Genomic DNA, 23,760 nt, shown 5'->3' on the forward strand with positions numbered 1-23,760 from the left:
GTCGGTTTTACCGGGTGAGGCCGGATTCGGCAATTCCTTTATGGCGACCTGCTGTTAACAAATTCGCCAGAAGCGGGAGGCCATAGGCGGCGGCAATCAGGCTCCAATACAACGCTTCGCGGTTGCTCAATTTTTCGACAACCATCACCAGCACCGGCACGGCGAACAAGAGAAAACAGAGCACCGCTTCCCAGGTAAACCGGCCTTGGCGCGGGGCCTGCGGAGGCAAATCGACGAAGCCGCCACCCAACGCGAGCAGCCTGGCGCCTCTTGCTGCATCGCCGAAAACCGCGGCCAGAACGCGCATCAGCACGAAGCCCAGGATCGGCAACAGGTAATAGTCGATGGGAAAATCGCGGTAGCGGCCCGCAGCCACCAGCATCACGCATTGATATACAGCTGCCAACGCGAAAATTGTGAACAGCCATTCCGCCAGCCGCGTGCGGCGCAGGGCCTGGAAGGCCGTCATCGTGTGCTGCGATGCAGCGTTGCGGCCGAAAGGCAGATAAAGGCGGCCGAAGCCGCGGATCTCGGCAAGGCTCAGACCCAGCGCGCGCAACGGCGCGCTGGTGCGGCGGCGTCCTTCCAGGCGGTCGAGCAGTTCGTTAAACAGCAGCGACGCGAAGATCGCCTGCAGCACGCCCATGACGACGAACTCGGCAAAGCGCAACGCAGAGTAGTTATGCTCAAGCCCATGCTCGATGGTCGCGGCCAAGAGCGCCGCCATCGCCTGTGCGAACAGGCTCAGCGCCAGCATGCGCGCCGGCGGCAGCGCCACGATCCGCTGCGCCTGCGGGATGATGAGGATCAGCGCGATCAGCAAGGCCATGCCGGCGATCAGCGGCCATTGCGGCAGCTCTGACAGCTTACCGTCATGCAGCTCGTATTTGGGATTGCGAAATTCGTCCAGCACACCCCAGGCGCCGCCTACCGTGCCTTCCAGCGCCACCTTCCAGGGCTGATCGAAAGCTTCGACCAAGTTGTAGTCGAGCCCCTTCTCTTCGGCGAGGCGCAGGAATGCGAGAATGAACTTCGCGGCATCGACGCGCGAAGGCACGGCATCGCGGCGCGAACGGCCTTCCGATGGCCAGCCGACTTCGCCGATCATCACCGGCTTGCCGGGCAGTTGCTGGCGCACCGTGTCGTAGACCCACAGGATATGCTCCATCGCATGCTCGACACCCACCGGCAGATCCTCCCAGTAGGGCAGGAAATGCACAGTGACGAAATCGACCTCGTCTAGCAGGCGCGGATTCTGCAGCCAGAATTCCCACACATCGGCGTAAGACACCGGCTGCTTCACCGCTGCCTTGACGCGCCGGATGTAGCCGATGAGCTGATCCGCTGTGAGATCCTTGCGCAGCAGCACCTCGTTGCCGACGATCACGCGCTTGATCGTGTCGGGATAGCGGTTGGCCTGCTCGATCAGCGCGGTGATCTCTTTCTCGTTGACGTCGAGCTCACGCCCGAGCCATGCGCTATGCGTTACCTCGATGCCGTAGCGGCCGGCCACCTGCGGCACGATCTCGACACCTTCCAGCGCGGTGTAGGTGCGCACACCCTTGACGATGCCTTTAAGGCTCGCGAGGTCTTCTTCCACCTGCTCCGGCGTCGGGAAGATCTTCACCAGCGGCCCCTGCCCGCGCCGGAACGGCGCGAACGAGACGCTGCTGATCTGATTAATCCGCGCCTGCGGATCGTCGCTGATCCGCTCCGGACGATTGAACCACCACCAGCCGGCGATGTTGAGCAGTGCCGCCAGGCCGATGCACAGCAACAGCAGCACGATACGATGGGCCGGCTTCGGTGTCGGCGCGTGCATGATCTATGGTCCGGAATCTCGGCTGACGATTATCGCGTGGAGACGGTCATTGCGCGGGACTGCCTTGCGAGCCGATATCAGCCGTCGCGGCAGCGTTGGTGGGCTGCGTCGCCGGCACGGTCACGCCCTTGCTCGGCGGCTTGGGCAGCGTGTTGATCGCCGCCAGCGCCAGCGAGGCCCAGTAAGGCACCGACTGGGCCCACATGACGATGGCCCATAGCCGCGCTTCCGGATCTTCGCCGCCCTGGAAATTCCACATGCCGAAGCCCGCCAGCACCAGCAGGATCGCCAGCAGCGTTTCCTCCTGCGCCATGATCAGCGCCTGCACGAAGGCGCGCTGGCCCTCATGCTTGGGCGTGCGGATGAACGGCAGCTTGGACGTGAACAGGCCAAAGATCATCGCCCGCGCAATCGTGTAGGTCAGCGCAAGGCCGGCGAGGCCCGCGCCCAGCCTTTGCCGGAAGGTGCAGGGCACGCGGATTTTGTACAGCCACAGGAATTGCGCCAGCTTGGCGCCGAACACCGCCACCACGGGCAGCAGGAACAGCGCCAGCGGCAGCTCGAAATATTTTGGCATCACCAGCACGCCTACGGTCCAGAACAGCGAGGCAATGGCGAAAACAAGGCCCAGCGCGTCGGCGAACCACGGCATCCAGCCGGTGATGAAGTGATAGCGCTGCATCGGATCGAGCTTGCGGTCGCTGCCGGGCAGCATCTCGCGCCAGTGCCGCTTCATGATCTGCACCGCGCCATAGGCCCAGCGGAAGCGCTGGCTCTTGTAGCCAGCAAAGCTGTCGGGCGTCAGGCCATAGCCGAAGCGGCGGTCGGTATAGACCGAATGCCAGCCGCCGGCGAGCAGGCGCAGGCCCATCTCGGCATCCTCGCAGATGCACCACTCCGCCCAGGGGCCGACATGCTCCATGGCAGCGCGGCGGATCAGGGTCATCGTACCATGCTGGATAATGGCGTCGCGTTCGTTGCGCTGGACCATGCCGATCTGGAAGAAACCGGCATATTCCCAGTTGATGAATTCCTTGAAGGTGTTGCCCTTCCAGTCATAGTGATCCTGCGGCGCCTGCACGAAGCCGATATCGGCACGGTCGAAATACGGAACCAGCGACTTCAGCCAGTCGGGCTCGATGATGTAGTCGGCATCGATCACGCCGACGATTTCGGTATCTGGCGCCATGTTGCGCAGCGCGAAGTTCAGCGCGCCCGCCTTGAAGCCCTTCAGCGGCGAGACGTGGAAAAAGCGGAACCGCTCGCCCAGCCGCTTGCAATGCTCTTCCACCGGACGCCAGACGTTTTCGTCCTTGGTGTTGTTGTCGATGATCAGGACTTCGAAATTCGGATAGTCCAGCCGCGCCAGCGCATCCAGGGTCTTCTTCAGCATCTCCGGCGGCTCATTATAGGCCGGCACATGGATCGAGACCTTCGGCCAGGTGCGGTCGATATCGGTCTTGAAAGGCAGGAAATGCCGCTTGCGCCGGCTTGCCCAGATCACCTCTGACAGTTCGAGGCCTTCCGCCAGCACGACGAGGAACAGCATGAACAATAGCGGCAGCAGCATCGCCCACATGAAAGCGATGCCCGGGCTCATATAGGTGCGCAGGCCGGAATCGATCACCATCACCAGCGCGCTGGTGATCAGCTGAATCAGGCCGATAAAGAAGACGCGGCCGGAGAAGCGTAGATCCGCCCAGCGCGCCAGGAACCACGCCATCAGCGGCAGCGCCAGCAGGATCGAGGCGGCGGCAAGCTGCGGCCAGTGCGGACGGTCGCTGACCGGGCCGACCATCGGAAATTTCGGCGAGCGGTCGGCGTTGTAGATGCCCCAGTAGGCGCCGACGCTGCCTTCGATGTTGCGCTTCCACGGCTGATCGAAAGCTTCCTGGATGTAGTAGTCCAGGCCGCGCTGATTGGCGATATTGAGGAAGCCGCGCAGGAAGGCGGCCTGCGTCGTCGGGCTCGGCACCGCATCGCGGCGGATGCGACCTTCGGACGGCCAGCCGATTTCGGTGATCACCACCTTCTTGGTCGGATAGGCGTCCTTGACCTGCTGATAACGCGCCAGCGCGTATTCGGCGGCCTTATCCGGCGCCTGGCCTTCCCAGTAGGGCAGCAGATGGATGGCGATGAAATCGACTTCGCGGCCGAGTTGCGGATAGCGCAGCCATATATCCCAGGTCTCCGCGGTGGAGACTTCGACATTCTTGCCGGCAAGCTGCGTGCGCACGCGGCGGATATACTGAACCAGATCCTGGATCGGCATGTCGGCGCGCAACAGCGTTTCGTTGCCGACCAGCACGCGGCGCACGTTATCATGCGTCGACGCGATGCGGATCAGCTCCTGGATTTCCTGCTCGTTGCGCTCCAGGCGGCCATCCAGCCAGATGCCCTGCATCACCTCCAGGCCATAGCGGCCGGCGATCTCGGCGATCTTGCCCTGGCCGTCCAGCGTCGAGTAGGTGCGGATCTGCCGCACCTGTCCGGCCAGGATCTGCATGTCCTGGTCGATCTCTTCATCGCTCGGGAATCGGTTGCTGCGCGGATCCTGATCGGCGCGGAATGGCGAATAGTCGACGCCGTTGATGAATTCTCCCCAGGGGCGCGGTTCGATCGGACGATTGAGATAGGCCCAGCCCGCCAGATTGACGATTGCGACGAGGATTAGGACAAGCAGTCCCGAATAGCGCATGGCTGCCCTTGGCACAAAAATGAGGTGACGTCGCCGGCGATCACCGTTGCTCTGTTCGGCCTATCCACCCGCGCATGGGCGTCAGTGTTTAGGCAGTCAATATGGCGGCTTTGCGGCGGCGGCCGGACTATACGGTGACGCCGAAAAAGAGTCGAGAGGACAGTGCGTTACCGCTTGATGAGGGGAAGCTGCCGAAGCATCCGCGCGCGCTCGTCGGCTTCTCGAATCGTGTTTTGCCGACCGCAGCAGAAAAGCACGCTAGCTATTGGAGATTCTTCGTACGACACCCCCAAGGCTGGTGGCCGGCTGGCATCTCTCTTTTCTGATCGGCATGCGGGCGGTATCGAGCCCTTACCGCTGCAGATGCGCCAGCGGCAAAGGCGCATCGATCTTTGCCTGTCGCAGCACGAAATTCGACCGGATGTCCTTCACCATGGGCAGAGTCAGCAGGCGTTCGGTGAGGAGCCGTTCATAGGACGCCAGGTCCGGCACCACCACCTCGGCGACGAAATCGGGCTCGCCTGATACCATATGCGCCGCCACCACCTCGGGGATCTCTTCCAGCAGCTTCTGATGCAGGGCGGCATTCTCGGCGGAATGCTTCTCCACCTTGATCTCGACATAGACGGTCAGATCGAGGCCCAGCTTGCGACGGTCCAGCACCGCCCGGTAGCCGCGGATATAGCCCTCCTGCTCAAGCCGCTTGACCCGCCGCAGGCAGGGCGACGGCGAGAGGCCCACCTTCTCGGCCAGATTGACATTGCTCAGCCGACCATCCTCCTGCAGAGCAGCCAGGATCTTGCGGTCGAAATCGTCCAGATCAGAAATTGGCATAAATCACCCCAGAAAACCCACTATGAGGCAGGATATTGCGTCATTCTTCGACAAAGGGGATGGAATAGCAAGGACATACCAAGTCATCTGCACCATTCTCTCCCCTGTCCCACAGACGGGAGACTGACATGACCACCGAAACCGCCCTGCATGCCTCATCCCAGATCCGGCCAAACGCCCAGCCAGATGCCGCACGCCTTTTCGGGGCGCTAGCGGCGCTGCTGACGGTCACGCTCTGGGCGGCTGGTCTGGTCGCCACCCGGTTTGGCGTTACCGGCTCACTCACGCTTTACGATGTCGTCTTCCTGCGGCTGCTGCTGCCGGCCCTGCTGCTGGCGCCGGTTCTGCTGCGGCATGGCTTCGGCCTCAGCACCGGCAGCAACATCGGCGCCAAACCGTTCATCCTCGCCGTAATGATTGCCGGCGCGGGCCTGCCCTTCCTGCTGACCAGCAGCAGCGGCATGCTGTTCGCACCAGCCGCCCATGCCGGCGCGCTGATGCCGGGCTGCATGCCGCTCTTTGCCGCCTTCCTCGCCTGGCTGCTGCTCGGTGACCGTTTCGATCGTCAGCGCAAGGCCGGCATCGTTTTGATGCTGGCTGGCGCCATTGCCGTCGGCGGCTATCAGGTCTTCAGCGGCGACGACGGCGCCTGGCGCGGCGATCTGCTCTTCATCGCCGCCGGCGCAATGTGGGCCTGTTACACCATCGCGATGAAGAAAAGCAGCCTTAGCCCCTGGCATGCGGCCGCCATCGTTTATGCCGCCTCCTTCTTCATCTATGCGCCTGTCTATCTGCTCTGGCTGGACTCGCACCTGCTGGCGGCCCCGCCATTCGAGATCGGCGTGCAGCTTTTCCAGTCGGTCGCTTCCGGCCTGCTCAGCATGGCGGCTTACGGGTTTGCCGTGCGCCATCTGGGCGCGACCGGCGCCGCCGCTTTCGGCGCGCTCACGCCCGCCCTGACCGCCCTGCTCGCCATCCCGCTGCTGGGCGAATGGCCTGCCCTTGTCACCTGGACCGGCATCGCCGCCGTCAGCCTCGGCGTGGCGCTGGCCAATGGCGCCTTCCGGCGCTATCGTTAATCTAACCAATACGAGGGTTAGTCATGTTCGATCACGTTTCCTATGGAGTTACCGATCTTGCCGCTGCCGGCCGCTTCTACGATGCCGTCCTGCAGCCGCTCGGCTTCCGCCGGCTCTATGACGGCGCCGAAACCATCGCCTATGGCGACAAGCATCCGCAGCTTTGGCTCTCCAAAAGCCAACGCCCCGTGCCCGCCGACATGAAGAACGGTCTGCATTTCTGCTTCACGGCCCCGACGCGGGCCGCGGTGGATGCCTTCCACGCCATCGCTTTGCAGAATGGCGGCCGCGACAACGGCCAGCCGGGCCTGCGTCCGGAATACACGCCGACCTATTATGCCGGCTTCATCATCGATCCCGATGGTTACCGGATCGAAGCGGTGTGCTACGCACCTGAGTAACGATTCCAGTCACTGCTGAGTTCGGCCATGCATGCTTCGCCTCGTCCCCAGCCCTCTTCGCGCAGCGATGTCGAGATCTACCAGATGTGGGAGATCTACAAGGCGGTGAATGCGCGGGTGCGGGCCGGCGGCAAGGTGGTCAGCCTGCTGGTCGGCGAACCCACTCTGCCGCCGCCGCAGGCTGCCGTCGCCGCCGCGCAAGCCGCGCTCAGCGATGGCCGCCTGCTCGGCTACACCGAAGCGCTGGGCCTGATGCCGCTGCGCGAGGGCATCGCGAAATTCTACCGCCGCCGCCATGGCATTGAGGTGCCGGCCAGCCGCGTCGCCGTCACCATCGGCACGTCATCAGGCTTCATGCTGGCCTTTCTTGCGGCCTTCTCGGCGGGTGAGACGGTGGCAGTGGTCGAGCCAAGTTATCCCGCCTATCGCGGCACGTTGAAGGCGCTCGATCTCATTCCCTATCGCGTTGCCACCGATGCCTCGACCGGCTTCCGCGTCACGCCGGAAATGATCGCCGCCCTGCCCGCTGAGGTGAAGGGCGTCGTGGTCGCCAGCCCGGCCAATCCCACCGGCACGATGCTATCAGGCGATGAACTGCGCGCGATTTACGCCGCCTGCCAGGCGCGTGGCCTCTGGCTGATCGTCGATGAGCTTTATCACGGTGTCACCTTCGACCGCCCGGCCGATACCGCACTTTGCGCGGGCGATGACGTGATCATCATCAACGGCTTCTCGAAATACTGGGGCATGACCGGCTGGCGGCTTGGCTGGCTGGTGCTGCCCGAACGGCTGGTGCAGCGCGTCGAGGCGCTGCACGGCTCGCTGCAGATCTCTGCGCCGACGCTGTCGCAGCTCGCCGGTATCGCCGCGCTGGAGGCGGAAGACGAGATGAATGCGCGCGTCGCCGCCTACAAGCAGAACCGTGATTTGTTGCTGGCGGCGCTGCCGCGCCTTGGCATCACGCGTTTCGCGCCGCCCGATGGCGCCTTCTATCTCTATGCCGATATCAGCGACTTCACGGATGACTCGGTCGCCTTCTGCAAGCGTATGCTGGAGGAAACCGGTGTGGTCGCCGCGCCCGGCGTCGATTTTGACACCGCCCAGGGCCAGCATTACCTGCGGCTTTCCTTCTGCATGGACCGCTCGGTGATCGAAGCCGCCATCGAACGCCTGGAGCCCTGGTTCAAGGCGCAGAACAGGCGATAGAGACATCTTCGCTGACATAAAGATGGCCGGGTCAAGCCCGGCCATGACGCTTTCGTTCTGACGATGCCGCCTCAATCGAGCTGCAGCACCTGCCATTTCAGATACGCGCTCTCGGGCAGATGCGGATGCACCGGATGGTCCGGGCCGGCGCCGCCGCTGAGCACGATGCGGCCCTGACGGCCGGCCTGGCTGAGCCCGATCGCCACTTCCTTGGCGAACAGATCGCCCGGCAGCAGGTGCGCGCAGCAGGCGACGAACCAGAAGCCGCCCGGCGCCACCAGCGGCGCGGCTAGCTTCGCCAGCTTGCGATAGGCGCGGCTGCCGGGGCCGAGATCCTTGCGGCTTTTGACGAAGTTGGGCGGGTCGGTGATCACCACGCCGAAGCGCCGGCCCTGCAGCTTCTCCAGCGCCTCGAAAGCATCGCCCTTCTCGAACCGTGTGATGTGGCTCAGGCCATTTTCTTCCGCTGCCCGGCTGGCCAGCGCGATGCCTAGCTCGGAGCGGTCGATGCCGAGCACGCTCCTCGCGCCGGCCTTTGCGGCGCGCAGCGCGAAGGCGCCGATATGGCAATAGCAGTCCAGCACCTCCTGGCCTTCAGCGAGGCTCGCAAGCCTAGTGCGTGCCTCGGCCAGGTCGAAATACCAGCCGGTCTTCTGCCCCTCGAGAAGGTCGAGGGTGAAACGCACGCCGCCTTCTTCGACCAAAGGCTTGGTCTCCAGGCTGCCAGCCGCGAGTTTGACCTCCAGCTCCAGCCCTTCCAGCCGGCGCACCGCGGTGTCGTTGCGCAGCACCACCGCGCGCGGCTTGAGTACGGCCTCCAACGCCTCCAGCAGCGCCGGGGTAAGGCGTTCGGCACCGGCGGTATTGGCCTGGACGGCGACCGCATCATTGTAACGATCGATGACAAAGCCGGGAAAACCGTCGGCTTCAGCATGCACCAGGCGATAATAGGGCTGAGGAAAGAATCTTTCGCGCAAGTGCAGGGCCGAGCGCAGCCGACCGGCGAGGAAGCCGGCATCGATGCGCGCGTCGGTATCTGCAGTCCATAGCCGCGCGGCGATCAGGGAGTGCGGATTGAAGCTGGCGATGCCGATATTGCTGCCATGCGCGTCGATTACCCGGACAAGACTACCCGGCGTGAGTGCTTTGGCCTTGGCGTCGAGTTCTAATTCATTGGAGTAAATCCACGGATGGCCTCCCTTTACACGGCGCTCTTCGCGCGCTTTCACGCGCAGGACGGGCACTGCCTGATCAGTCGCCAAAGCAGGCATGGACAAGGCCTCATTTGTTGGTTTATCTCGCGATCCGTACCTGATCGCCGCCCGGAATGCGAGCCCTAATCCATGTTCAATCTGCACGACCAATTGCGCCGCGACACCCTGGCGGTCTGCCGGATGAAACTGTGCCTCGTGCAACTGATGAATGACTCGCAGTATCCCTGGCTGATCCTGGTGCCGGCGGTCGAGAACCTGACCGAAATTTCCGATCTCAACGAGAAGCAGCGCAAGCTGCTGATCAACGAGATCGCCCAGGCCCAGCGCGTGCTGACCCATGTCTTCAAGCCGCACAAGCTGAACGTTGGCGCGCTTGGCAACATGGTGCCGCAGCTTCATGTGCATGTCGTCGCCCGCTTCCGCGACGACCCGGCCTGGCCAGCGCCGATCTGGGGCAAGCTGCCGCCGCGCCCCTATGAGGAAGCCGACCTGCGGGCTACCATTGCCCGGCTACAGAACGCTTTCATCGCCCGGGTCTGAGCGACGCGGGCGTGAATTTCACGGTCTGCAGTTCTCCGGTCTGAATTTCAGGGTCTGACATGCCTTCGCATCTCGCCATCGAGGCGCTCGGCATCGCTGCCGGCTGCCTCACCACCCTTGCCTATGTGCCGCAGGTGGTGAAGGTTTGGCGCCGCCGCTCGGCGCGCGACATCTCCCTCGGCATGTTCCTGCTGATGAATGCCGGCATCGCGCTCTGGCTCGTCTATGGTCTGCTGATCGGCTCGCTCGGCCTGATCATCGCCAATCTCGTCACGCTCGGCCTGACGGCCACCGTGCTGGTCGCCAAGCTGAAATTCGACCGCGCAGCTTCGACGCTCGATCCGCTTGCCTAGCCATTCATCGCCGCGCGGCGTATAACGGCCTTATGCGCCGCCGGGATTTCCTCAGCCGATCCCTTGCCTTTGGTGCCGCCACGATGGCGGCGGCCCATCCGCTGGCGGGCTTAGCGCAGAATTCCGGTGCAGATGGTGGCAGTTTCTTCCGCATCCTCACCGGCTCCGCCCATACCACCGCCTTCCCGGTCGGCACGACGATCGCCGCGGCGATCTCCAATCCACCCGGCAGCCGCCCCTGCGAGCGCGGCGGCTCCTGCGGCGTGCCGGGCCTGATCGCGGTGGCGCTGACCAGCCCCGGCTCGGTCGCCAACATCGCCGCGGTGGCTGCCGAAAGCATCGAATCCGGTTTCGCCCAGGCTGATCTTGCCTACAGCGCCTATCAGGGCGAAGGCGTCTATTTCCGCCGCGCCAAGCAGCCGAACCTGCGCGTGCTGGCCAACCTCTATCCGGAAACGGTACATCTCGTCGTGCGTCGCGGCAGCGGTATCGAGGATATCCGCGACCTCGCCGGCAAGCGCGTCTCCATCGACCGCGCCGGCTCCGGCACGCGTTTCAACGCCGAAATCATCCTCACCGCCTATGGCCTGCGGCTGAGCCAGCTTAAAATTCTGGAATTCGATCCAGGTGAGGCCGCCGACCTGATGTCAAAGGACGAGCTCGACGCCTTCTTCCTGATCTCGGGCCAGCCCGCGCCGACGGTAGGCGATCTCACCGACCGCGAGATCGCGCAAGTGATTCCGCTCAGCGGCCGCCAGATCGACGGCGCGCTGCGCCGCCACCGCTTCTTCAACCGCGACCTCATTCCCGCCGGTACCTATGCCGGCGTCGGCGAGATCGAGACCTTGAGCATCGGCATGCAATGGATCGTGCCGGAAGCGCTCGATGCCGATCTGACTTACGAGCTGCTGCGGGCTTTGTGGCATCCCTCCAACCGCAAGATCCTCGATGCCGGCCCGGCCATGGCGCAGAAGATCCGCCTCGGCACGGCGCTCCTCGGCGTCTCCACCCCGCCGCTGCATGCCGGCGCCGAGCGCTTCTATCGCGAACTGAAGCTCATTACCTGAAGCTGACGAAGGAGACTCTTAGAGAGGGAGCGTAAAGACGCCGCCCTCACATCTCCGGCAGCGGTGCCTCCTTGGCGGCGGCTGCGCACCATTCCTGCATCGCCGGCCAAGCATAGATCGCATCCACATAGGCGGCCGAGACAGGATCGAGCGCCACGCCATAGGTGCGCAGCCGCGTCGCCACCGGGGCGAACATGCAGTCGGCGACGCCAAAGCGGCCGAACAGGAAATCGCCGCCGCCTTCGCTCTGCTTCTTGGAGCCGAAGCGGCCGCGGCAATCCTGCCAGATCTGCTGGATGCGGGCGATGTCGGCCTTGGCCTCATCGCTGGCGCTGCGGGGAACATCGCTCAGCTTGGCGATGTCCATCGGCAGGTCGCGGCGCAGGGCAGCAAAGCCCGCATGCATCTCGGTCGAAACGCTGCGCGCCACCGCGCGGGCGCGCGGATCGTCGGGCCACAGCCCGGCGGCGGGAAACAGCTCGGCCACGTATTCGCAGATCGCCAGGCTTTCCCACACCAGAAGGTCGCCATGCTTGAGCACCGGCACCTTGCCGGCCGGCGAATGGGCGAGGATCTTCGCCTTGGTCTCGGGCTGGCGCAGGGTGATCAGCACCTCGTCGAATTCCTGTCCTGTAGCTTTCAGGGCCAGCCAGGGCCGCAGGCTCCAGCTTGAGTAATTCTTGTTGCCGATGACGAGGGTGAATTCGGCCACGGTTTTCCTCCGTATATTTCGCGGCGGGGCTGTTCTACTTATAAAGAAGGAGCCTGCCCCCGCCCAGTGCCGCGCTGCCCAGAGGCAGACATGGACAGTCCTGCGGCCTGTCAGGCCAGAAGCTGGAGAGACCTGTCGTGACCGTTACCCTGATCGCCAAAGCCGCCGACGCCATCGCCATCGAGACCTACACCGCCAAGCAATGGACGGCGCGGCAGTCGCGCGAAAAACCGAATGTCGTTAACTGGGCGGCGGCCCAGAGCTTCAAGGCCAAGCCGGGCCAGGTGCTGGTGCTGCCCGACAGCCGCAGCGGCAAGCCGGCCCGCGTGTTGGCCGGTCTGGGCGACAGCCCCGATCTCTGGTCCTATGCCGCCATCGCCGCTGCCTTACCGCCGGGCGATTACAGGCTTGCGGATTCCAAGGCCGCCGACGATGCAGCCCTGGGCTGGGCGCTGAATGCCTATCGTTTCGACCGCTACAAGAAGCCGGCCGAGCGCAAGCCGGCTGCGCGGCTTGTCTGGCCTGCGAAAGCCGACAGAGCCCGCGTGCAGGCGCTCTATGACGGCATCGTGCTGGCGCGCGATCTGATCAACACGCCCTCCAGCGACATGGGCCCGGCCGAACTGGCGGAAGCCGCGCGCGGCATCGCCATGCTGGGCGGCGCCAGTTTCGACTGCGTCATCGGCGACGAGCTGCTGGAGAAGAATTATCCGATGATCCATGCGGTCGGCCGCGCCTCCGGTCGCCTGCCGCGCCTGATCGACATCGTCTGGGGTAACCCGAAGCACCCCAAGCTGACCCTGGTCGGCAAGGGCGTCTGCTTCGATACCGGCGGCCTCGACCTGAAGCCTTCCGCCGGCATGCTGCTGATGAAGAAGGATATGGGCGGCGCCGCCGTGGTGCTGGGCCTTGCGGCGGCAATCATGGCGCTGAAGCTGCCGGTGCGCCTGCGCGTTCTGATCGGCGCGGTGGAGAACAGCGTCTCGGGCAACGCCATGCGGCCCGGCGATGTGCTGAACACCCGCAAGGGCATCACCGTCGAGATCGGCAATACCGATGCCGAAGGCCGTCTGGTGCTGGGCGATCTGCTGGCCGAAGCCGATAGCGAAAAGCCCGACTGGCTGATCGACTGCGCAACCTTGACCGGCGCCGCCCGCGTTGCCGTCGGCCCCGATCTGCCCGCGCTTTACAGCACCGACGATGCGATGGCCGAAGCCCTGCTCTCGGCAGGCATCGCAGTCGCCGAGCCGCTCTGGCGCCTGCCGCTGCACAAGCCTTATCGCGACTATATCGAAGGCAAGGTCGCCGATATCAGCAATTCCGGCGACACGCCCTTTGCAGGCTCGATCACTGCAGCGCTGTTCCTGAAGGAATTCGTCGACAAGACGAAATGCTACGCGCATCTTGATCTCTTCGCCTGGAACCCCAACCCCCGCCCCGGCCGCCCGCTCGGCGGTGAAGCCACCGCCCTGCGCGCGCTATTCACCGCCATCGAGAAGCGCTACGCCAAGCGGCGGTGAACGGTGCCGCGGCGGCACCGTCACTAGTTATTCGTAATGCCCGGGCCCGCCCCGGGCATCTTGCGCAGAACAATCTTCTTCTTCTGAACACACACCGCCGCTTTCTCTTTGCACCATCAGCGCTTACGCAGCGACGAATACCGAGATACCGCAGTTAACCATACTCGTATCCGGCGGTATCGCCCTTCCCGGTCACAGCCTTGTCCCAACAAGGGATCAAACCGGCGGCTTACGGTGTTGTGCGTTCGATAAATAAGAAAAGGAGGGATTCATGGCGTTCCCCGGAGTCGTCTTTTTCCTCGTCCTCGCGGTTCTGCAGTTCTTCATCATTGCCGATGGCCTGGTGTCGTGGTTCAGGATCGACTGGCTGCTCGCCGTGCATTGCGCGGCTCTGCTGAGCGGCCTGCCGCTCTTTGCCAGTTTCCATCTGATGAACGGGAGCCGCTCCTAGATAACGCCCTCTGCGCGCCTCAGGCCCTGGCGCGGGGCGATCGCCTGCGCTGTAGTGCGGGCTGAGACGCAGACCGTAACGCAGACGCCGTCTTGACCGCCGCCTTTCCAGGCGGCGGTTTGCATTTCTCTGGCTGTCCTTCTACAGTTTCTGCTTTCGCAGCTTTCTTCTTTCCGTCGCCTCTGCCCTTTCCTTTCATCTTCGTCTTGCCCGCGCTCTTGCGCTTGGACATCAGCTTTGCCGTCCGGCTCCGCGCCGCAGTCGCCACTGCGTCGCGCACCCATTGGCGCAATTCGTCGCCATCCATCAGCACGTCTTCCGGCAATTCATACCAGCGCTCGATGACGCGCCTGGCGGAGCCGCGCATATAGGAAAACGGCTCCATCCCCGCCGCCTGGTAGCGCGGCCGCGTCACATCATCGACGACGAAGAACAGCCGGTTACTGCCGGTCACATAGGCGAACTGCACGCCATCCAGGGTCAGACCCATGCCGCCGAAAAAACGCACCGGCCGCACCGGGCCGATGCCTGTCATGCAGTCGAGAACGTAATCGACGAAATCGCTGTCAGCCGGCATCGCCCCTTCCCCGTATGCACCACCGTCTTGCCCCAAATACTTACCCCTGTCTTCCCGCGCTGGCGAACATGCCTTTCATCATGTCGAGCGGAAACGGGAAAACAATGGTCGAGCTATTCTGCGTCGCAATCGAGGTGAGCGTTCCGAGATACCGAAGCTGCATCGCCTCCGGCCGCTGGCCGATGATTTCGGCCGCCTCCAGCAGCTTCTGCGCCGCCTGCAATTCGCCTTCAGCATTGATCACCTTAGCGCGCCGCTCGCGCTCGGCTTCGGCCTGGCGGGCGATCACCCGCACCATGCTTTCGCTGATATCGACATGCTTGATCTCGACATTCGCCACCTTGATGCCCCAGGCATCGGTTTGCGAGTCGAGGATTTCCTGAATGTCGCTGTTCAGCTTTTCGCGTTCCGCCAGCATCTCGTCCAGATCATGCTTGCCCAGCACCGAACGTAGCGTCGTCTGCGCCAGTTGTCCCGTCGCCGCCATGAAATCGGCCACCTGGATCACGGCCTTCTCCGGTTCGACCACGCGGAAATAGATCACCGCATTGACTTTCACCGATACATTGTCTCGCGAGATCACGTCCTGGCTCGGCACATCGAGCACCAGTGTGCGCAGGTCGGTGCGCACCATCTGCTGCACCAGCGGGATCAGCAGGATCAGGCCCGGCCCCTTCACGCCGCTGAAACGGCCAAGCGTGAACACGACGCCGCGTTCATATTCGCGCAGGATCTTGATCGCCGCGGCGATGAATACGACCAGCAGAATGACAATCGGCAGGTAGAAGCTGAGTTGCGCCAGCATCGCGGTCTCCTTGTTCGTTGGTTCGTCAGGGATCAGGCACCACCTGCAGGACCAGCCCCTCAAGGCCGGTCACGCGGATGCTCTGCCCAGGCTGCAGCGGCATGGCACAAACCGCCTTCCAGCGTTCGCTATGGACAAACACATGACCGCCGCCATCGCTCCAATCGAGCACCTTGCCGCGGGCGCCGATCATCTCTTCGCGCCCGGTCGTCACCCGGCGGTTATGCGCGCTCAGCGCCATGCGCATGACGATGAGGGTGAAGGCAAGGCTGGCAACGGCCACGCCACCGATTACCGGCCAGGAGAGTTCAAACGCCGGAATGTCAGTGTCGAACAGGATCATCGCGCCGAGGATGAAGGCAATGGCACCACCGATGCCGAGAATGCCGAAGGATGGCGCGAAAGCCTCCGCCACCATCAGGCCGATACCGAGCAGGATCAGACCAAGCCCGGCAAAATTCACCGGCAGCGCGGCAAGTGCATAAAGCCCAACCAGCAAACAGATCGCACCGATGGTGCCGGGATAGAGCGAGCCCGGATTCATGAATTCGAAGATCAGGCCATAGATGCCGATCATCATTAGGATCAGCGCCAGATTGGGATTGGTGATCGCACCTAGCAGCTTGGTGCGCCAGTCCGGCTCGATGCGTTCCAGCGTCATGTTCTCGGTCTGCAGCACCATGCGCGCGCCGCCCTCGCCCGCACTGGCGGCGCTCTCAGTCAATCCGGCGCCTATGGTCACTCCGCGACCGTCGATCTGCGCCAGCAATGCATCGATGCTGTCGGCCACCACATCGATCACGTTCTGCTCCCGTGCCGCATTGGCAGAAAGGCTGACACCCTCGCGCACGGCCTGCTCCGCCCAGTCGGCATTGCGGCCGCGCAGCTCGGCCAGCGCGCGGATATAGGCGGTCGCATCGTTGACCACCTTCTTTTCCATCGCGCTCATCCGTTCCGGCGGCTTGGGTGCGCGGCTTTCGTCGCCGGATTTATCGTCGCTCTTGTCGCCCTTGCCATCTTTGTCTTGGCCTGGCTGCTCATCGCCGCCGAAGGGCAAGCCGCCGCCAAGCTGCACCGGCGTCGCTGCGCCGAGATTAGTGCCCGGCGCCATTGCCGCGACATGACTGGCATAGAGAATATACGTGCCCGCGCTCGCTGCCCGCGCGCCGCTCGGGCTGACATAGCTGACCACCGGAATGGGCGAGGACAGAATGGCGCGAATGATGTCGCGCATGGAGGTATCAAGGCCGCCGGGAGTATCGAGCTGCAGCACCACTAGCCTTGCGCCGCGCGCCTTGGCCTTCTCCAGACTGCGCGAAACGTAATCGGCGGTCGCCGGCCCGATGACGCCTTCGACATTGAGCACGACAGCGATGCGGTCGCTTTGCGTCACAGCCGGATGAATGAGGAGGATTGGCCCGCCGGCCAGCAGGAGCAGCACCGCCGCCCATCGCCGGGCCGCTTTCCATGCCGATCTCCATATTGCTCTCTCGCCTGATGCCCGGCGGGATGCCATGCCATCTCTCCCTTACAGGATCAGATAGGCCGGGCGGATTCAGCGCATACCCGTCGGCTTGCCTGCTTTGCCATTCCGCGGCCGCTCTTGACTTGCGCCGCCCATATTCCCATTTTGTTCCCACAATCTGGCGGGCCGTCCGAGAGGTACATCAGCGCGAGAACAGTCTTTGGACGGAATTGGCCCGGATTGGACGAGTTTGGACACGTTTGGCTCTTTGGACGCACGCGGACGCAGCCGGAAAACTTCAGTAACAACAAATATTTAGAAGAAGGGCCACAGAAACCGGCTTGCGGCCGCATTCGCACCGGGTATCCGGGGTCAGCCCCAAGTCACCCCCGGGCAGCGCGGCGAGCCAGTTTGTGGCTGTACATCATCTGGTCGGCGTTGGCCAAAGCCGAGCCGGGGTCTTCTCCGGGCTTGAGCGGATAGACGCCATACGCGGCATCCAGCAGCAGGGTCTTGCCCTCCCAGTGCAGCGGGCGGCGGTGGATTGCTTCAGACAACTGGTCGGCCTTTTCGCGGGCCTGCTGGCTGTCGGTTTCGGTGAGGATGACTCCGTATTCGTCGCCGCCCAGTCGGGCGACGACATCCACCTCACGGGTGTTGTCGAGCAGTATCTGGCCGACCTGGATCAGCGCCGCGTCACCGGCCGGATGGCCGTGGCGATCGTTGATCTCCTTCAGGCCGTTGAGGTCGAAATAGATCAGCGCCGAAGGCCGTCCGTAGCGTTCGACATGCGCCATGGCGCGCGACAATTCGCGCACGAAAGCGCGGCGGTTATACAGCGGGGTGAGCGTGTCGCGGTCGGCGAGGCGCTCCAGTTCTGCCAGCCGGTGGCGCGTGCGGTTCAGCTCGTTGCGCAGCTGGTCCACCTCGCCCATCAGCCGCATGATGGCGTCGCGCACCCGCGGCGTCAGTTCGGCTTCGGGGATGCCCATCACCGTGGCGGTGGCGGCTGGATCGGCGGCCGGCTTCTGCTGCGTGACGTTGACAGGGCCCGGTGCCAGCGGCTGGACGCGCGCCGAGCCGCCCGGCGCCCCTATCGGCGTGGCGCCCGGGCCCAGGCCCAAAGGTCGGCGATCCTCAATCCGTGACATGCCTTACGCGCCGTTGCTCCACTCAGCCGCTCTACTCAGCCGTGGCTTTACTCAGCCCTCTCCACCATCCGGTCCAATAAGCCAGCCGAGCGTTAATAAAGTGTGGCGAGCCTGAAAGCATGAGTAGAAAGTTATGACCATCCTAAGGCAGGCCAAGCCTCCGCACGAGGCTCCCGCCGGCATTCAGGCAAGCTTCCGGCTGGATTGCTGCGCCGCTTTACAGCCGAGGCGCGCTCCCTATAATCCGCGCCTTTCCGCGACCAGGAGTATGGCATGGCAAAGAAGGCCGCACCGGCAGGCAAACCGCTCGTCGGCATCATCATGGGCAGCCAATCCGATTGGGCCACTATGTCGCATGCCGCCGATGTGCTGAAAGCGCTGAAAGTGCCGGCCGAGCATCGCATCGTCTCCGCCCATCGCACCCCTGACCGGCTTTATGAATATGCCCGCAGTGCGGCGGGCCGCGGCATCCAGGTGATCATCGCCGGCGCCGGCGGGGCTGCGCATCTGCCCGGCATGGCGGCGGCGATGACGCATCTGCCGGTGCTTGGCGTGCCGGTCGAAAGCCGCGCCCTGAAGGGCCTCGACTCCCTGCTGTCGATCCAGCAGATGCCCGCCGGCATTCCGGTCGGCGCACTGGCGATCGGCAAAGCCGGCGCGATCAACGCCGCCCTGCTTGCGGCCGCCATCCTGGCTTTGCAGGATCCGGCGCTGTCCAAGCGCCTGCAGGCCTGGCGTGCGCGGCAGACCAAGGCCGTGAAGCAACGCCCGGCCGACGGCAAGTAAACCGATGCAGCCGATCGCGCCGGGTTCCACCATCGGCATTCTCGGCGGCGGCCAGCTTGGCCGCATGCTGGCCATTGCAGCCGCGCGGCTCGGCTATCGCTGCCATATCTATGCGCCGGAGCAGGATCCACCGGCGAGTGAAGTCGCTGCCCATACGACACGCGCCGGCTATACCGACGCGGATGCCATGGCGCGCTTTGCCGCCGCCTGCGCGGTCGTGACGTACGAATTCGAGAATATCCCGTTTGAGCCGGTTGCCGCGATTGCGCAAAAGGTTGCCGTCCGCCCGGGCGTCGAGGCTCTGCGCATCACGCAGGACCGTTTGTTTGAGAAGACATTCTGCAACGAGCGCGGCGTAGCCACCGCGCCGTTCCGTGCGGTCGCTTCTGTCGAGGATCTGAAAACCGCGATTGCTGAACTTGGCCTGCCGCTGGTGTTGAAGACCCGCCGCATGGGCTATGACGGCAAGGGACAGGTGAAGCTTGAACGCGCCGATCAGGCTGAGGCTGCTTTCACCGCGCTGAAATCGGATGCGCTGATCGCAGAAGGTTTCGTTGCCTTCCAGCGCGAGCTTTCCGTCGTGCTGGCGCGCAATGCAGATGGTTGCATCGTCTCCTGGGGACCGGTGGAGAATATCCATCGCAACCATATTCTCTGGCGCACCTACGCGCCGGCACGCTTGAGCGATGCCTTGCGCAGCGAGGCCGAACGGATCGCCGCGACACTGGCCGAAGGCCTCGATTATGTCGGCGTGCTGGCGGTCGAGCTGTTCGATTGCGGCGACCGCCTGCTGGTCAACGAAATGGCGCCGCGGGTGCATAACTCCGGCCACTGGACGCTCGATGCCGCCGTCACCTCGCAGTTCGAGCAGCATATCCGTGCGATCTGCGGCCTGCCGCTGGGCAGCGGCGAACGGCTTTGCGATGCGGTCATGGAGAATCTGATCGGCGACGAAATCGCCGCCTGGGTCGACCTGCTGGCCGAGCCGAAAACCAAGCTGCATCTCTACGGGAAAACCGAAGCCCGGCCCGGCCGGAAGATGGGCCATGTGAACCGGCTCTACCCCTTGGGCAGCCTGCCACAACCATAAGTGATAAGTCGGACTATCTAATCCGCTTGCGCGGCCCGCCTAAGGCAGTATAGTTATCACAAATTAACCACAACTGCCTGCCGGGAAACCGACGGATTGACCGGTATCGCGCAGAACTGCGCTTCTCTTTGCTGACAGGATCAACAAAATGCCTTTGGCACACGGCATTGCCTCTTACCATGCTGCTGCGGCGCTCAGGCCGACAGCCGCTGAGAGCGGCACTGACAACCGTGCCGTCCAGCAGTTCCAGCAGGTGCTGCAGCAGCAAGCCGCCTCGCCTGCCGCCACCGTCACGCAGCCGCAGACCTACACTGCTGCACAGCACGCGCAGAGCCAGCAGCGCCCTGCCTCACGTAATGCCGCGCAGCAGTCCGGTAGCTCTGAAATCAATTTCAGCCAGCTTGCCGATTCCCAGTCTGCGGAAACGCCGCACCAGCAGCCGTCCGCGCTGAATTACGGCGCCAGCGGCGCGCCGAACCCGGTCCGCGATCTGGACCAGGCCGGCAAGATCTTCAGTCTTTCGGTTTAATTCAGACGCGCCGCATTCCGCGCAGCGGGCTGGGCAGCCGTTCAAAAAGCTTGCCCACCTTGCCCTTGGCCGACTGAATGCGCATCACATCGCTCAAGCGCCGGTCGAGAAAGGCCGCCGTCGAGGCAAAACCTTCCGATCTGTCGTCCAGCCAGTGCATCAGCGTGGCGGCATAGACGCCCGCCAGCAGCATCCGCTTGGTGTAGAAGTTGAAATCGGTCGCAGTATCGCCGGCGGCATACCAGATCGCATCCACCGTGCGATAAAGCTGCCGCAAGGCGCGCGGCGCGTGATACGGCAAGGCTTCCAAAGTAAGTGCGCGGCGTACGGCCTCGCGATGCGGCGCGACGAGTTCCAGCCGCGTCATCACAGCGGCTTTCACCCGCTCGCGGATCTTCATGGCCATGAGGTCACGGCTTTCCAGCGCATGCAACATGGCGGCATCGGTCTCAGCCACCCAGAATTCCAGGGCTTCCACCGCGCCTTCGGGGAAGATGCGCGCCACCAGCCCGGCATCGTAGCCGCAATCTTTTGCCGCCTGCGCCAAAGCCTTGGACGTCCAGCCATCGAAGGGGACATGGATGAGCAAGGCGGCAAGCAGGCTCCGTTTTTGCGTGAGCAGATGATCGTCGTTCATTCTTCCAACTCCCGCTGGGGGCCGTTTGCCGCGACCCGATGCTTGAACTCGCTTTCGAAGATGAGGTCTTTCAGGTCGGTCATCCGTTGCGGATAGAGAATGCCGTCGAGATGGTCCAGCTCATGCTGCACCACCCGGGCATGCCAGCCCTCCACCTCGCGCGCCAAAGTACTGCCGTCCGGCAGGATACCCTCATACGCGATCCGCGTGTAGCGCGGCACCAGCCCCCGCAACCCCGGCACCGAGAGGCAGCCCTCCCAGGCTAGGTCCTGCTCCCCGCCCAAAGGCCGCCAGCGCGGGTTGACCAGAGTGACCAGTTCGCGCTTCTGCTCGGACCCCTCCGGCGGGGTCAGAAATACCGCCACCCGCAGCGGGACATGAACCTGGGGCGCGGCCAGCCCCTGTCCCGGAGCGTCGACTATGGTTTCCACCATATCGGCGATCAATTGGCGGATTTCCGGGGCGGTGGGGTCCGCGACCGGGTCGGCCGGCCGGGCGAGCACCGGATGCCCCATGCGGGCGATTTTCAGTATGGCCATGCCCAAAGCCTAAGCCAGCCGGGCCCCCCGGCCAAGCCGTCCCAGACGATCCAAGGGCAATATTGGTTGCGCCGGAACCACTTAGGGGAAATAAAGGGCGCGACTTCCGCGGCAAGAAGTCGCTTCACAAAGCCCGGCACCCGTGCTAGAAGGCCCGACTTGCCGGGGCTGAGCCCCGAAGCGGATTCTTTTTGCCATATCGAAAGGATGGGACCCACGTGCAAGTCCTCGTGCGCGATAACAATGTCGATCAGGCCCTCAAGGCGCTGAAGAAGAAGATGCAGCGTGAAGGCATCTTCCGCGAGATGAAGCTGCGCGGCCATTACGAGAAGCCGTCGGAGCGTCGCGCCCGCGAGAAGGCCGAGGCCATCCGTCGCGCCCGCAAGCTGGCTCGCAAGCGCGCTCAGCGCGAAGGCGCTCTCTAAGCCGCTGGCTGATCCAACCCGATCAAAGCCGCCTTCGGGCGGCTTTTTTCATGCGGCTCAGAACATCCTGACCGCTGCACATCCTGAACCGCTGCCAAAAGCGCCGACGACGGTGCCCGTGTTAGGGGTTTATCAATCCTGCGCCGTCGACGATTAGCTTAAAATCGGATCCCCAAGGGGTACACCGGCGTGGATAGAGACGCATTGCTCTTGCTGGGCCTCGATCACCTGGACCAAGGCATCAGCATCTTTGACAAAGATCTGAAACTGGTGGCTTGCAACCGCCGTTATCTCGATCTGCTGGAATTTCCGAAGGAGCTTGGTGCCCGCGGCACACCTGCCGAGGCCTTTTTGCGGATCAATGCCGAGCGCGGCGAATACGGACCCGGCGATATCGACAAGCTGGTGGAGGAGCGGCTGGAGCTCTGCCGGAAATTCCTGCCCCATCAGCTTGAACGGCAGCGGCCGAACGGCACGATCCTCGAAATCCGCGGCACGCCCCTGCCAGGCGGCGGCTGGATTACCGTTTACAGCGACATCACCGCCCGGAAACAGGCCGAACTGGCGCTTCTGAAAGCGCGCGACGAACTGGAGCATATCGTCGAGAATCGCACAGCGGAACTGCGCGACAAGAACCGCCTGCTGGACGTCGTTCTCAGCAATATCAGCCACGGCATCACGCTGTTCGACGAAAACCTGAACCTAGTGCTGTGCAACCGGCATTTCAGCGAGATCATGGATGTGCCTGAGCATCTGACCAAGCCAGGCACGCCATTCGCTGCCATCATGCGTCATAATGCCGAGCGCGGCGAATATGGGCCCGGTGATATCGAAGATATGGTGGCGCAGCGTGTTGCGCAGGCGGAGCGTTTGCAACCGCATCGCTTCCAGCGGCGGCGTCCCAATGGCCGCGTGATTGAAATCATCGGCACGCCGGTTCCAGGCGTTGGCTTTGTCACATCCTATTCGGATATCACCGAGTTGCGGCGCGTGCAGGATCAGCTGCGCGAACTCGCCGATACGCAAGAGGCCCGCATCGACGAGCGCACGGAAGCGCTGACCCGCTATATCGCCGAACGCGAGGGCACCGAACGCGAGCTGTTGCGCGCCAAGGAAATGGCCGAGGTCGCCAATCGCGCCAAGAGCGCCTTCCTTGCCAATATGAGCCATGAATTCCGGACTCCACTGAACGCCATCATCGGTTTCTCCGAATCCCTGTTGGCCGGCTATTTCGGGCCGCTGACGGAAAAACAGCTCGATTACGTGGACGATATCCGCAAATCCGGCGTCCACCTGCTGCAACTGATCAACGATGTGCTCGACCTCGCCAAGGTCGAGGCCGGCCGAATGGAGCCGCATATCGAGGCGCTGGACCCGCATCTGGTGATTGCCGACAGCATGGAGATGATGCGCGTGCAGGCCGAGCGGGCAAGCGTTTCCCTTGAAGCCGAGCTGCCCGATCAGTTGCCGCTCATCCATGCCGACGAGCGGATGGTGCGTCAGATGCTGCTCAATCTGCTGAGCAATGCCGTGAAGTTCACGCCGTCAGGCGGACGGGCCTGGATCACGGCCGAGGTCACTGACGAGTATCTGCAAATCAGCGTGCATGACACCGGCCTTGGAATGGCAGAACACGAAATTCCCAAGGCATTGACGCCGTTCGAGCAGGTGCGCGGCGTACTCAACCGCAATCATCAGGGCACCGGCCTCGGCCTGCCGCTGGTGAAGTCGCTGGCCGAACTGCATGGCGGCAGTCTCGAACTGAAATCGGCGCCGAACGAAGGCACGACCGCCACGATCAGTTTGCCGCTCAGCCGCCGGCAGCCGTAACCCTGAAAAACCACAAAAGTTTCTGAACA

24 protein-coding genes are annotated in these 23,760 nt (G+C 63.5%); 13 read left to right on the top strand and 11 right to left on the bottom strand.

Translation table 11 applies throughout. The features are described 5' to 3' along the window. Positions 1-7: 7 nt before the first annotated feature. From Q0603_RS15305 to Q0603_RS15315, 3 genes are all read right to left on the bottom strand, one after another. Positions 8-1,822 (bottom strand): hypothetical protein, encoded by a 1,815-nt coding sequence (locus Q0603_RS15305; protein WP_298727186.1) that lies wholly within the window; start codon positions 1,820-1,822, stop codon positions 8-10. A 46-nt stretch (positions 1,823-1,868) separates the two neighbouring features. Continuing rightward, complete coding sequence (locus Q0603_RS15310) at positions 1,869-4,520, bottom strand: glycosyltransferase (RefSeq protein ID WP_298727188.1); 2,652 nt, start codon at positions 4,518-4,520, stop codon at positions 1,869-1,871. Positions 4,521-4,871: 351 nt separating this feature from the next. Further along, a complete protein-coding gene (locus Q0603_RS15315) occupies positions 4,872-5,354 on the bottom strand; it encodes an Lrp/AsnC family transcriptional regulator (protein WP_298727190.1) in 483 nt (160 codons plus the stop codon). 128 nt (positions 5,355-5,482) lie between these two features. On the opposite strand from Q0603_RS15315, the gene Q0603_RS15320 reads away from it, so the two are divergent. The 3 genes from Q0603_RS15320 to Q0603_RS15330 are packed head-to-tail and all read left to right on the top strand — an operon-like array spanning position 5,483 to position 8,040. Beyond that, positions 5,483-6,433, top strand: a complete 951-nt coding sequence (locus Q0603_RS15320) for a DMT family transporter (RefSeq protein WP_298727192.1) — start codon at positions 5,483-5,485, stop codon at positions 6,431-6,433. Positions 6,434-6,456: 23 nt separating this feature from the next. After that, positions 6,457-6,834, top strand: a complete 378-nt coding sequence (locus Q0603_RS15325; protein ID WP_298727194.1) for a VOC family protein — start codon at positions 6,457-6,459, stop codon at positions 6,832-6,834. Between the two features lie 27 nt (positions 6,835-6,861). Beyond that, positions 6,862-8,040, top strand: coding sequence for an aminotransferase class I/II-fold pyridoxal phosphate-dependent enzyme (locus Q0603_RS15330; RefSeq protein ID WP_298727196.1), 1,179 nt, complete (start codon positions 6,862-6,864; stop codon positions 8,038-8,040). A 71-nt stretch (positions 8,041-8,111) separates the two neighbouring features. Here the strand turns inward: Q0603_RS15330 and Q0603_RS15335 are convergent, their stop codons facing one another. Next, positions 8,112-9,311, bottom strand: a complete 1,200-nt coding sequence (locus Q0603_RS15335; protein WP_298727198.1) for a class I SAM-dependent rRNA methyltransferase — start codon at positions 9,309-9,311, stop codon at positions 8,112-8,114. Positions 9,312-9,383: 72 nt separating this feature from the next. Here Q0603_RS15335 and Q0603_RS15340 point away from each other — a divergent pair, with 72 nt between their 5' ends. The 3 genes from Q0603_RS15340 to Q0603_RS15350 are packed head-to-tail and all read left to right on the top strand — an operon-like array spanning position 9,384 to position 11,214. Then, a complete protein-coding gene (locus Q0603_RS15340; protein ID WP_298727200.1) occupies positions 9,384-9,794 on the top strand; it encodes an HIT family protein in 411 nt (136 codons plus the stop codon). A 59-nt stretch (positions 9,795-9,853) separates the two neighbouring features. Further along, on the top strand, positions 9,854-10,147 hold the full coding sequence (locus Q0603_RS15345) for a SemiSWEET transporter (protein WP_298727202.1): 294 nt from the start codon (positions 9,854-9,856) through the stop codon (positions 10,145-10,147). 32 nt (positions 10,148-10,179) lie between these two features. Beyond that, positions 10,180-11,214, top strand: a complete 1,035-nt coding sequence (locus Q0603_RS15350) for a TAXI family TRAP transporter solute-binding subunit (protein ID WP_298727204.1) — start codon at positions 10,180-10,182, stop codon at positions 11,212-11,214. A 46-nt stretch (positions 11,215-11,260) separates the two neighbouring features. Here the strand turns inward: Q0603_RS15350 and Q0603_RS15355 are convergent, their stop codons facing one another. Continuing rightward, entirely contained in the window at positions 11,261-11,926 is a 666-nt protein-coding gene (locus tag Q0603_RS15355) for a glutathione S-transferase family protein (RefSeq protein ID WP_298727206.1), read from the bottom strand. 137 nt (positions 11,927-12,063) lie between these two features. Here Q0603_RS15355 and Q0603_RS15360 point away from each other — a divergent pair, with 137 nt between their 5' ends. After that, entirely contained in the window at positions 12,064-13,446 is a 1,383-nt protein-coding gene (locus Q0603_RS15360; RefSeq protein WP_298727208.1) for a leucyl aminopeptidase family protein, read from the top strand. 271 nt (positions 13,447-13,717) lie between these two features. Continuing rightward, positions 13,718-13,897 (top strand): hypothetical protein, encoded by a 180-nt coding sequence (locus Q0603_RS15365; RefSeq protein WP_298727210.1) that lies wholly within the window; start codon positions 13,718-13,720, stop codon positions 13,895-13,897. A 19-nt stretch (positions 13,898-13,916) separates the two neighbouring features. Here Q0603_RS15365 and Q0603_RS15370 read toward each other — a convergent pair whose 3' ends face one another. From Q0603_RS15370 to Q0603_RS15385, 4 genes are all read right to left on the bottom strand, one after another. Next, the gene (locus Q0603_RS15370) at positions 13,917-14,474 is read right to left on the bottom strand and encodes a TfoX/Sxy family protein (protein ID WP_298727212.1); all 558 of its coding nucleotides are present in this window, start codon (positions 14,472-14,474) and stop codon (positions 13,917-13,919) included. Between the two features lie 40 nt (positions 14,475-14,514). Continuing rightward, positions 14,515-15,279, bottom strand: coding sequence for a slipin family protein (locus Q0603_RS15375; RefSeq protein ID WP_298727215.1), 765 nt, complete (start codon positions 15,277-15,279; stop codon positions 14,515-14,517). A 25-nt stretch (positions 15,280-15,304) separates the two neighbouring features. Next, positions 15,305-16,720, bottom strand: a complete 1,416-nt coding sequence (locus tag Q0603_RS15380; RefSeq protein WP_298727217.1) for a nodulation protein NfeD — start codon at positions 16,718-16,720, stop codon at positions 15,305-15,307. 407 nt (positions 16,721-17,127) lie between these two features. Continuing rightward, positions 17,128-17,895 (bottom strand): GGDEF domain-containing protein, encoded by a 768-nt coding sequence (locus Q0603_RS15385; RefSeq protein ID WP_298727219.1) that lies wholly within the window; start codon positions 17,893-17,895, stop codon positions 17,128-17,130. 273 nt (positions 17,896-18,168) lie between these two features. Here Q0603_RS15385 and purE point away from each other — a divergent pair, with 273 nt between their 5' ends. The 3 genes from purE (at position 18,169) to Q0603_RS15400 (ending at position 20,300) form a co-directional block, all read left to right on the top strand. Further along, positions 18,169-18,681 (top strand): 5-(carboxyamino)imidazole ribonucleotide mutase, encoded by a 513-nt coding sequence (purE, locus tag Q0603_RS15390; RefSeq protein WP_298727221.1) that lies wholly within the window; start codon positions 18,169-18,171, stop codon positions 18,679-18,681. A gap of 4 nt (positions 18,682-18,685) precedes the next feature. Further along, on the top strand, positions 18,686-19,771 hold the full coding sequence (locus tag Q0603_RS15395) for a 5-(carboxyamino)imidazole ribonucleotide synthase (protein ID WP_298727222.1): 1,086 nt from the start codon (positions 18,686-18,688) through the stop codon (positions 19,769-19,771). A gap of 148 nt (positions 19,772-19,919) precedes the next feature. After that, on the top strand, positions 19,920-20,300 hold the full coding sequence (locus Q0603_RS15400; protein ID WP_298727223.1) for a hypothetical protein: 381 nt from the start codon (positions 19,920-19,922) through the stop codon (positions 20,298-20,300). Between the two features lies 1 nt (position 20,301). Here Q0603_RS15400 and Q0603_RS15405 read toward each other — a convergent pair whose 3' ends face one another. Next, the gene (locus Q0603_RS15405) at positions 20,302-20,937 is read right to left on the bottom strand and encodes a COQ9 family protein (RefSeq protein WP_298727224.1); all 636 of its coding nucleotides are present in this window, start codon (positions 20,935-20,937) and stop codon (positions 20,302-20,304) included. Next, complete coding sequence (gene def / locus Q0603_RS15410) at positions 20,934-21,476, bottom strand: peptide deformylase (RefSeq protein ID WP_298727225.1); 543 nt, start codon at positions 21,474-21,476, stop codon at positions 20,934-20,936. Before def ends, Q0603_RS15405 begins: the two co-directional genes overlap by 4 nt. Before the next feature lie 218 nt (positions 21,477-21,694). Between def and rpsU the strand changes: the two genes are divergently transcribed. Together rpsU and Q0603_RS15420 are read left to right on the top strand one after the other, a co-directional pair. Continuing rightward, a complete protein-coding gene (gene rpsU, locus Q0603_RS15415) occupies positions 21,695-21,901 on the top strand; it encodes a 30S ribosomal protein S21 (RefSeq protein ID WP_298727226.1) in 207 nt (68 codons plus the stop codon). A 189-nt stretch (positions 21,902-22,090) separates the two neighbouring features. Beyond that, a complete protein-coding gene (locus tag Q0603_RS15420) occupies positions 22,091-23,731 on the top strand; it encodes a PAS-domain containing protein (RefSeq protein WP_298727227.1) in 1,641 nt (546 codons plus the stop codon). Positions 23,732-23,760 lie beyond the last annotated feature (29 nt).

It is taken from the genome of uncultured Ferrovibrio sp. (genome assembly GCF_937960835.1).
Classification (GTDB): domain Bacteria; phylum Pseudomonadota; class Alphaproteobacteria; order Ferrovibrionales; family Ferrovibrionaceae; genus Ferrovibrio.

Coding starts and splice junctions, on each gene's coding strand:
- Q0603_RS15335 (WP_298727198.1), bottom strand. CDS start 9,311: ATGCCTGCTTTGGCGACTGATCAGGCAGTGCCCGTCCTGCGCGTGAAA.
- def (WP_298727225.1), bottom strand. CDS start 21,476: ATGGCCATACTGAAAATCGCCCGCATGGGGCATCCGGTGCTCGCCCGG.
- Q0603_RS15370 (WP_298727212.1), bottom strand. CDS start 14,474: ATGCCGGCTGACAGCGATTTCGTCGATTACGTTCTCGACTGCATGACA.
- Q0603_RS15340 (WP_298727200.1), top strand. CDS start 9,384: ATGTTCAATCTGCACGACCAATTGCGCCGCGACACCCTGGCGGTCTGC.
- Q0603_RS15400 (WP_298727223.1), top strand. CDS start 19,920: ATGCCTTTGGCACACGGCATTGCCTCTTACCATGCTGCTGCGGCGCTC.
- Q0603_RS15385 (WP_298727219.1), bottom strand. CDS start 17,895: ATGTCACGGATTGAGGATCGCCGACCTTTGGGCCTGGGCCCGGGCGCC.
- Q0603_RS15325 (WP_298727194.1), top strand. CDS start 6,457: ATGTTCGATCACGTTTCCTATGGAGTTACCGATCTTGCCGCTGCCGGC.
- purE (WP_298727221.1), top strand. CDS start 18,169: ATGGCAAAGAAGGCCGCACCGGCAGGCAAACCGCTCGTCGGCATCATC.
- Q0603_RS15305 (WP_298727186.1), bottom strand. CDS start 1,822: ATGCACGCGCCGACACCGAAGCCGGCCCATCGTATCGTGCTGCTGTTG.
- Q0603_RS15405 (WP_298727224.1), bottom strand. CDS start 20,937: ATGAACGACGATCATCTGCTCACGCAAAAACGGAGCCTGCTTGCCGCC.
- Q0603_RS15315 (WP_298727190.1), bottom strand. CDS start 5,354: ATGCCAATTTCTGATCTGGACGATTTCGACCGCAAGATCCTGGCTGCT.
- Q0603_RS15365 (WP_298727210.1), top strand. CDS start 13,718: ATGGCGTTCCCCGGAGTCGTCTTTTTCCTCGTCCTCGCGGTTCTGCAG.
- Q0603_RS15375 (WP_298727215.1), bottom strand. CDS start 15,279: ATGCTGGCGCAACTCAGCTTCTACCTGCCGATTGTCATTCTGCTGGTC.
- Q0603_RS15345 (WP_298727202.1), top strand. CDS start 9,854: ATGCCTTCGCATCTCGCCATCGAGGCGCTCGGCATCGCTGCCGGCTGC.
- Q0603_RS15395 (WP_298727222.1), top strand. CDS start 18,686: ATGCAGCCGATCGCGCCGGGTTCCACCATCGGCATTCTCGGCGGCGGC.
- Q0603_RS15330 (WP_298727196.1), top strand. CDS start 6,862: ATGCATGCTTCGCCTCGTCCCCAGCCCTCTTCGCGCAGCGATGTCGAG.
- Q0603_RS15320 (WP_298727192.1), top strand. CDS start 5,483: ATGACCACCGAAACCGCCCTGCATGCCTCATCCCAGATCCGGCCAAAC.
- Q0603_RS15310 (WP_298727188.1), bottom strand. CDS start 4,520: ATGCGCTATTCGGGACTGCTTGTCCTAATCCTCGTCGCAATCGTCAAT.
- Q0603_RS15350 (WP_298727204.1), top strand. CDS start 10,180: ATGCGCCGCCGGGATTTCCTCAGCCGATCCCTTGCCTTTGGTGCCGCC.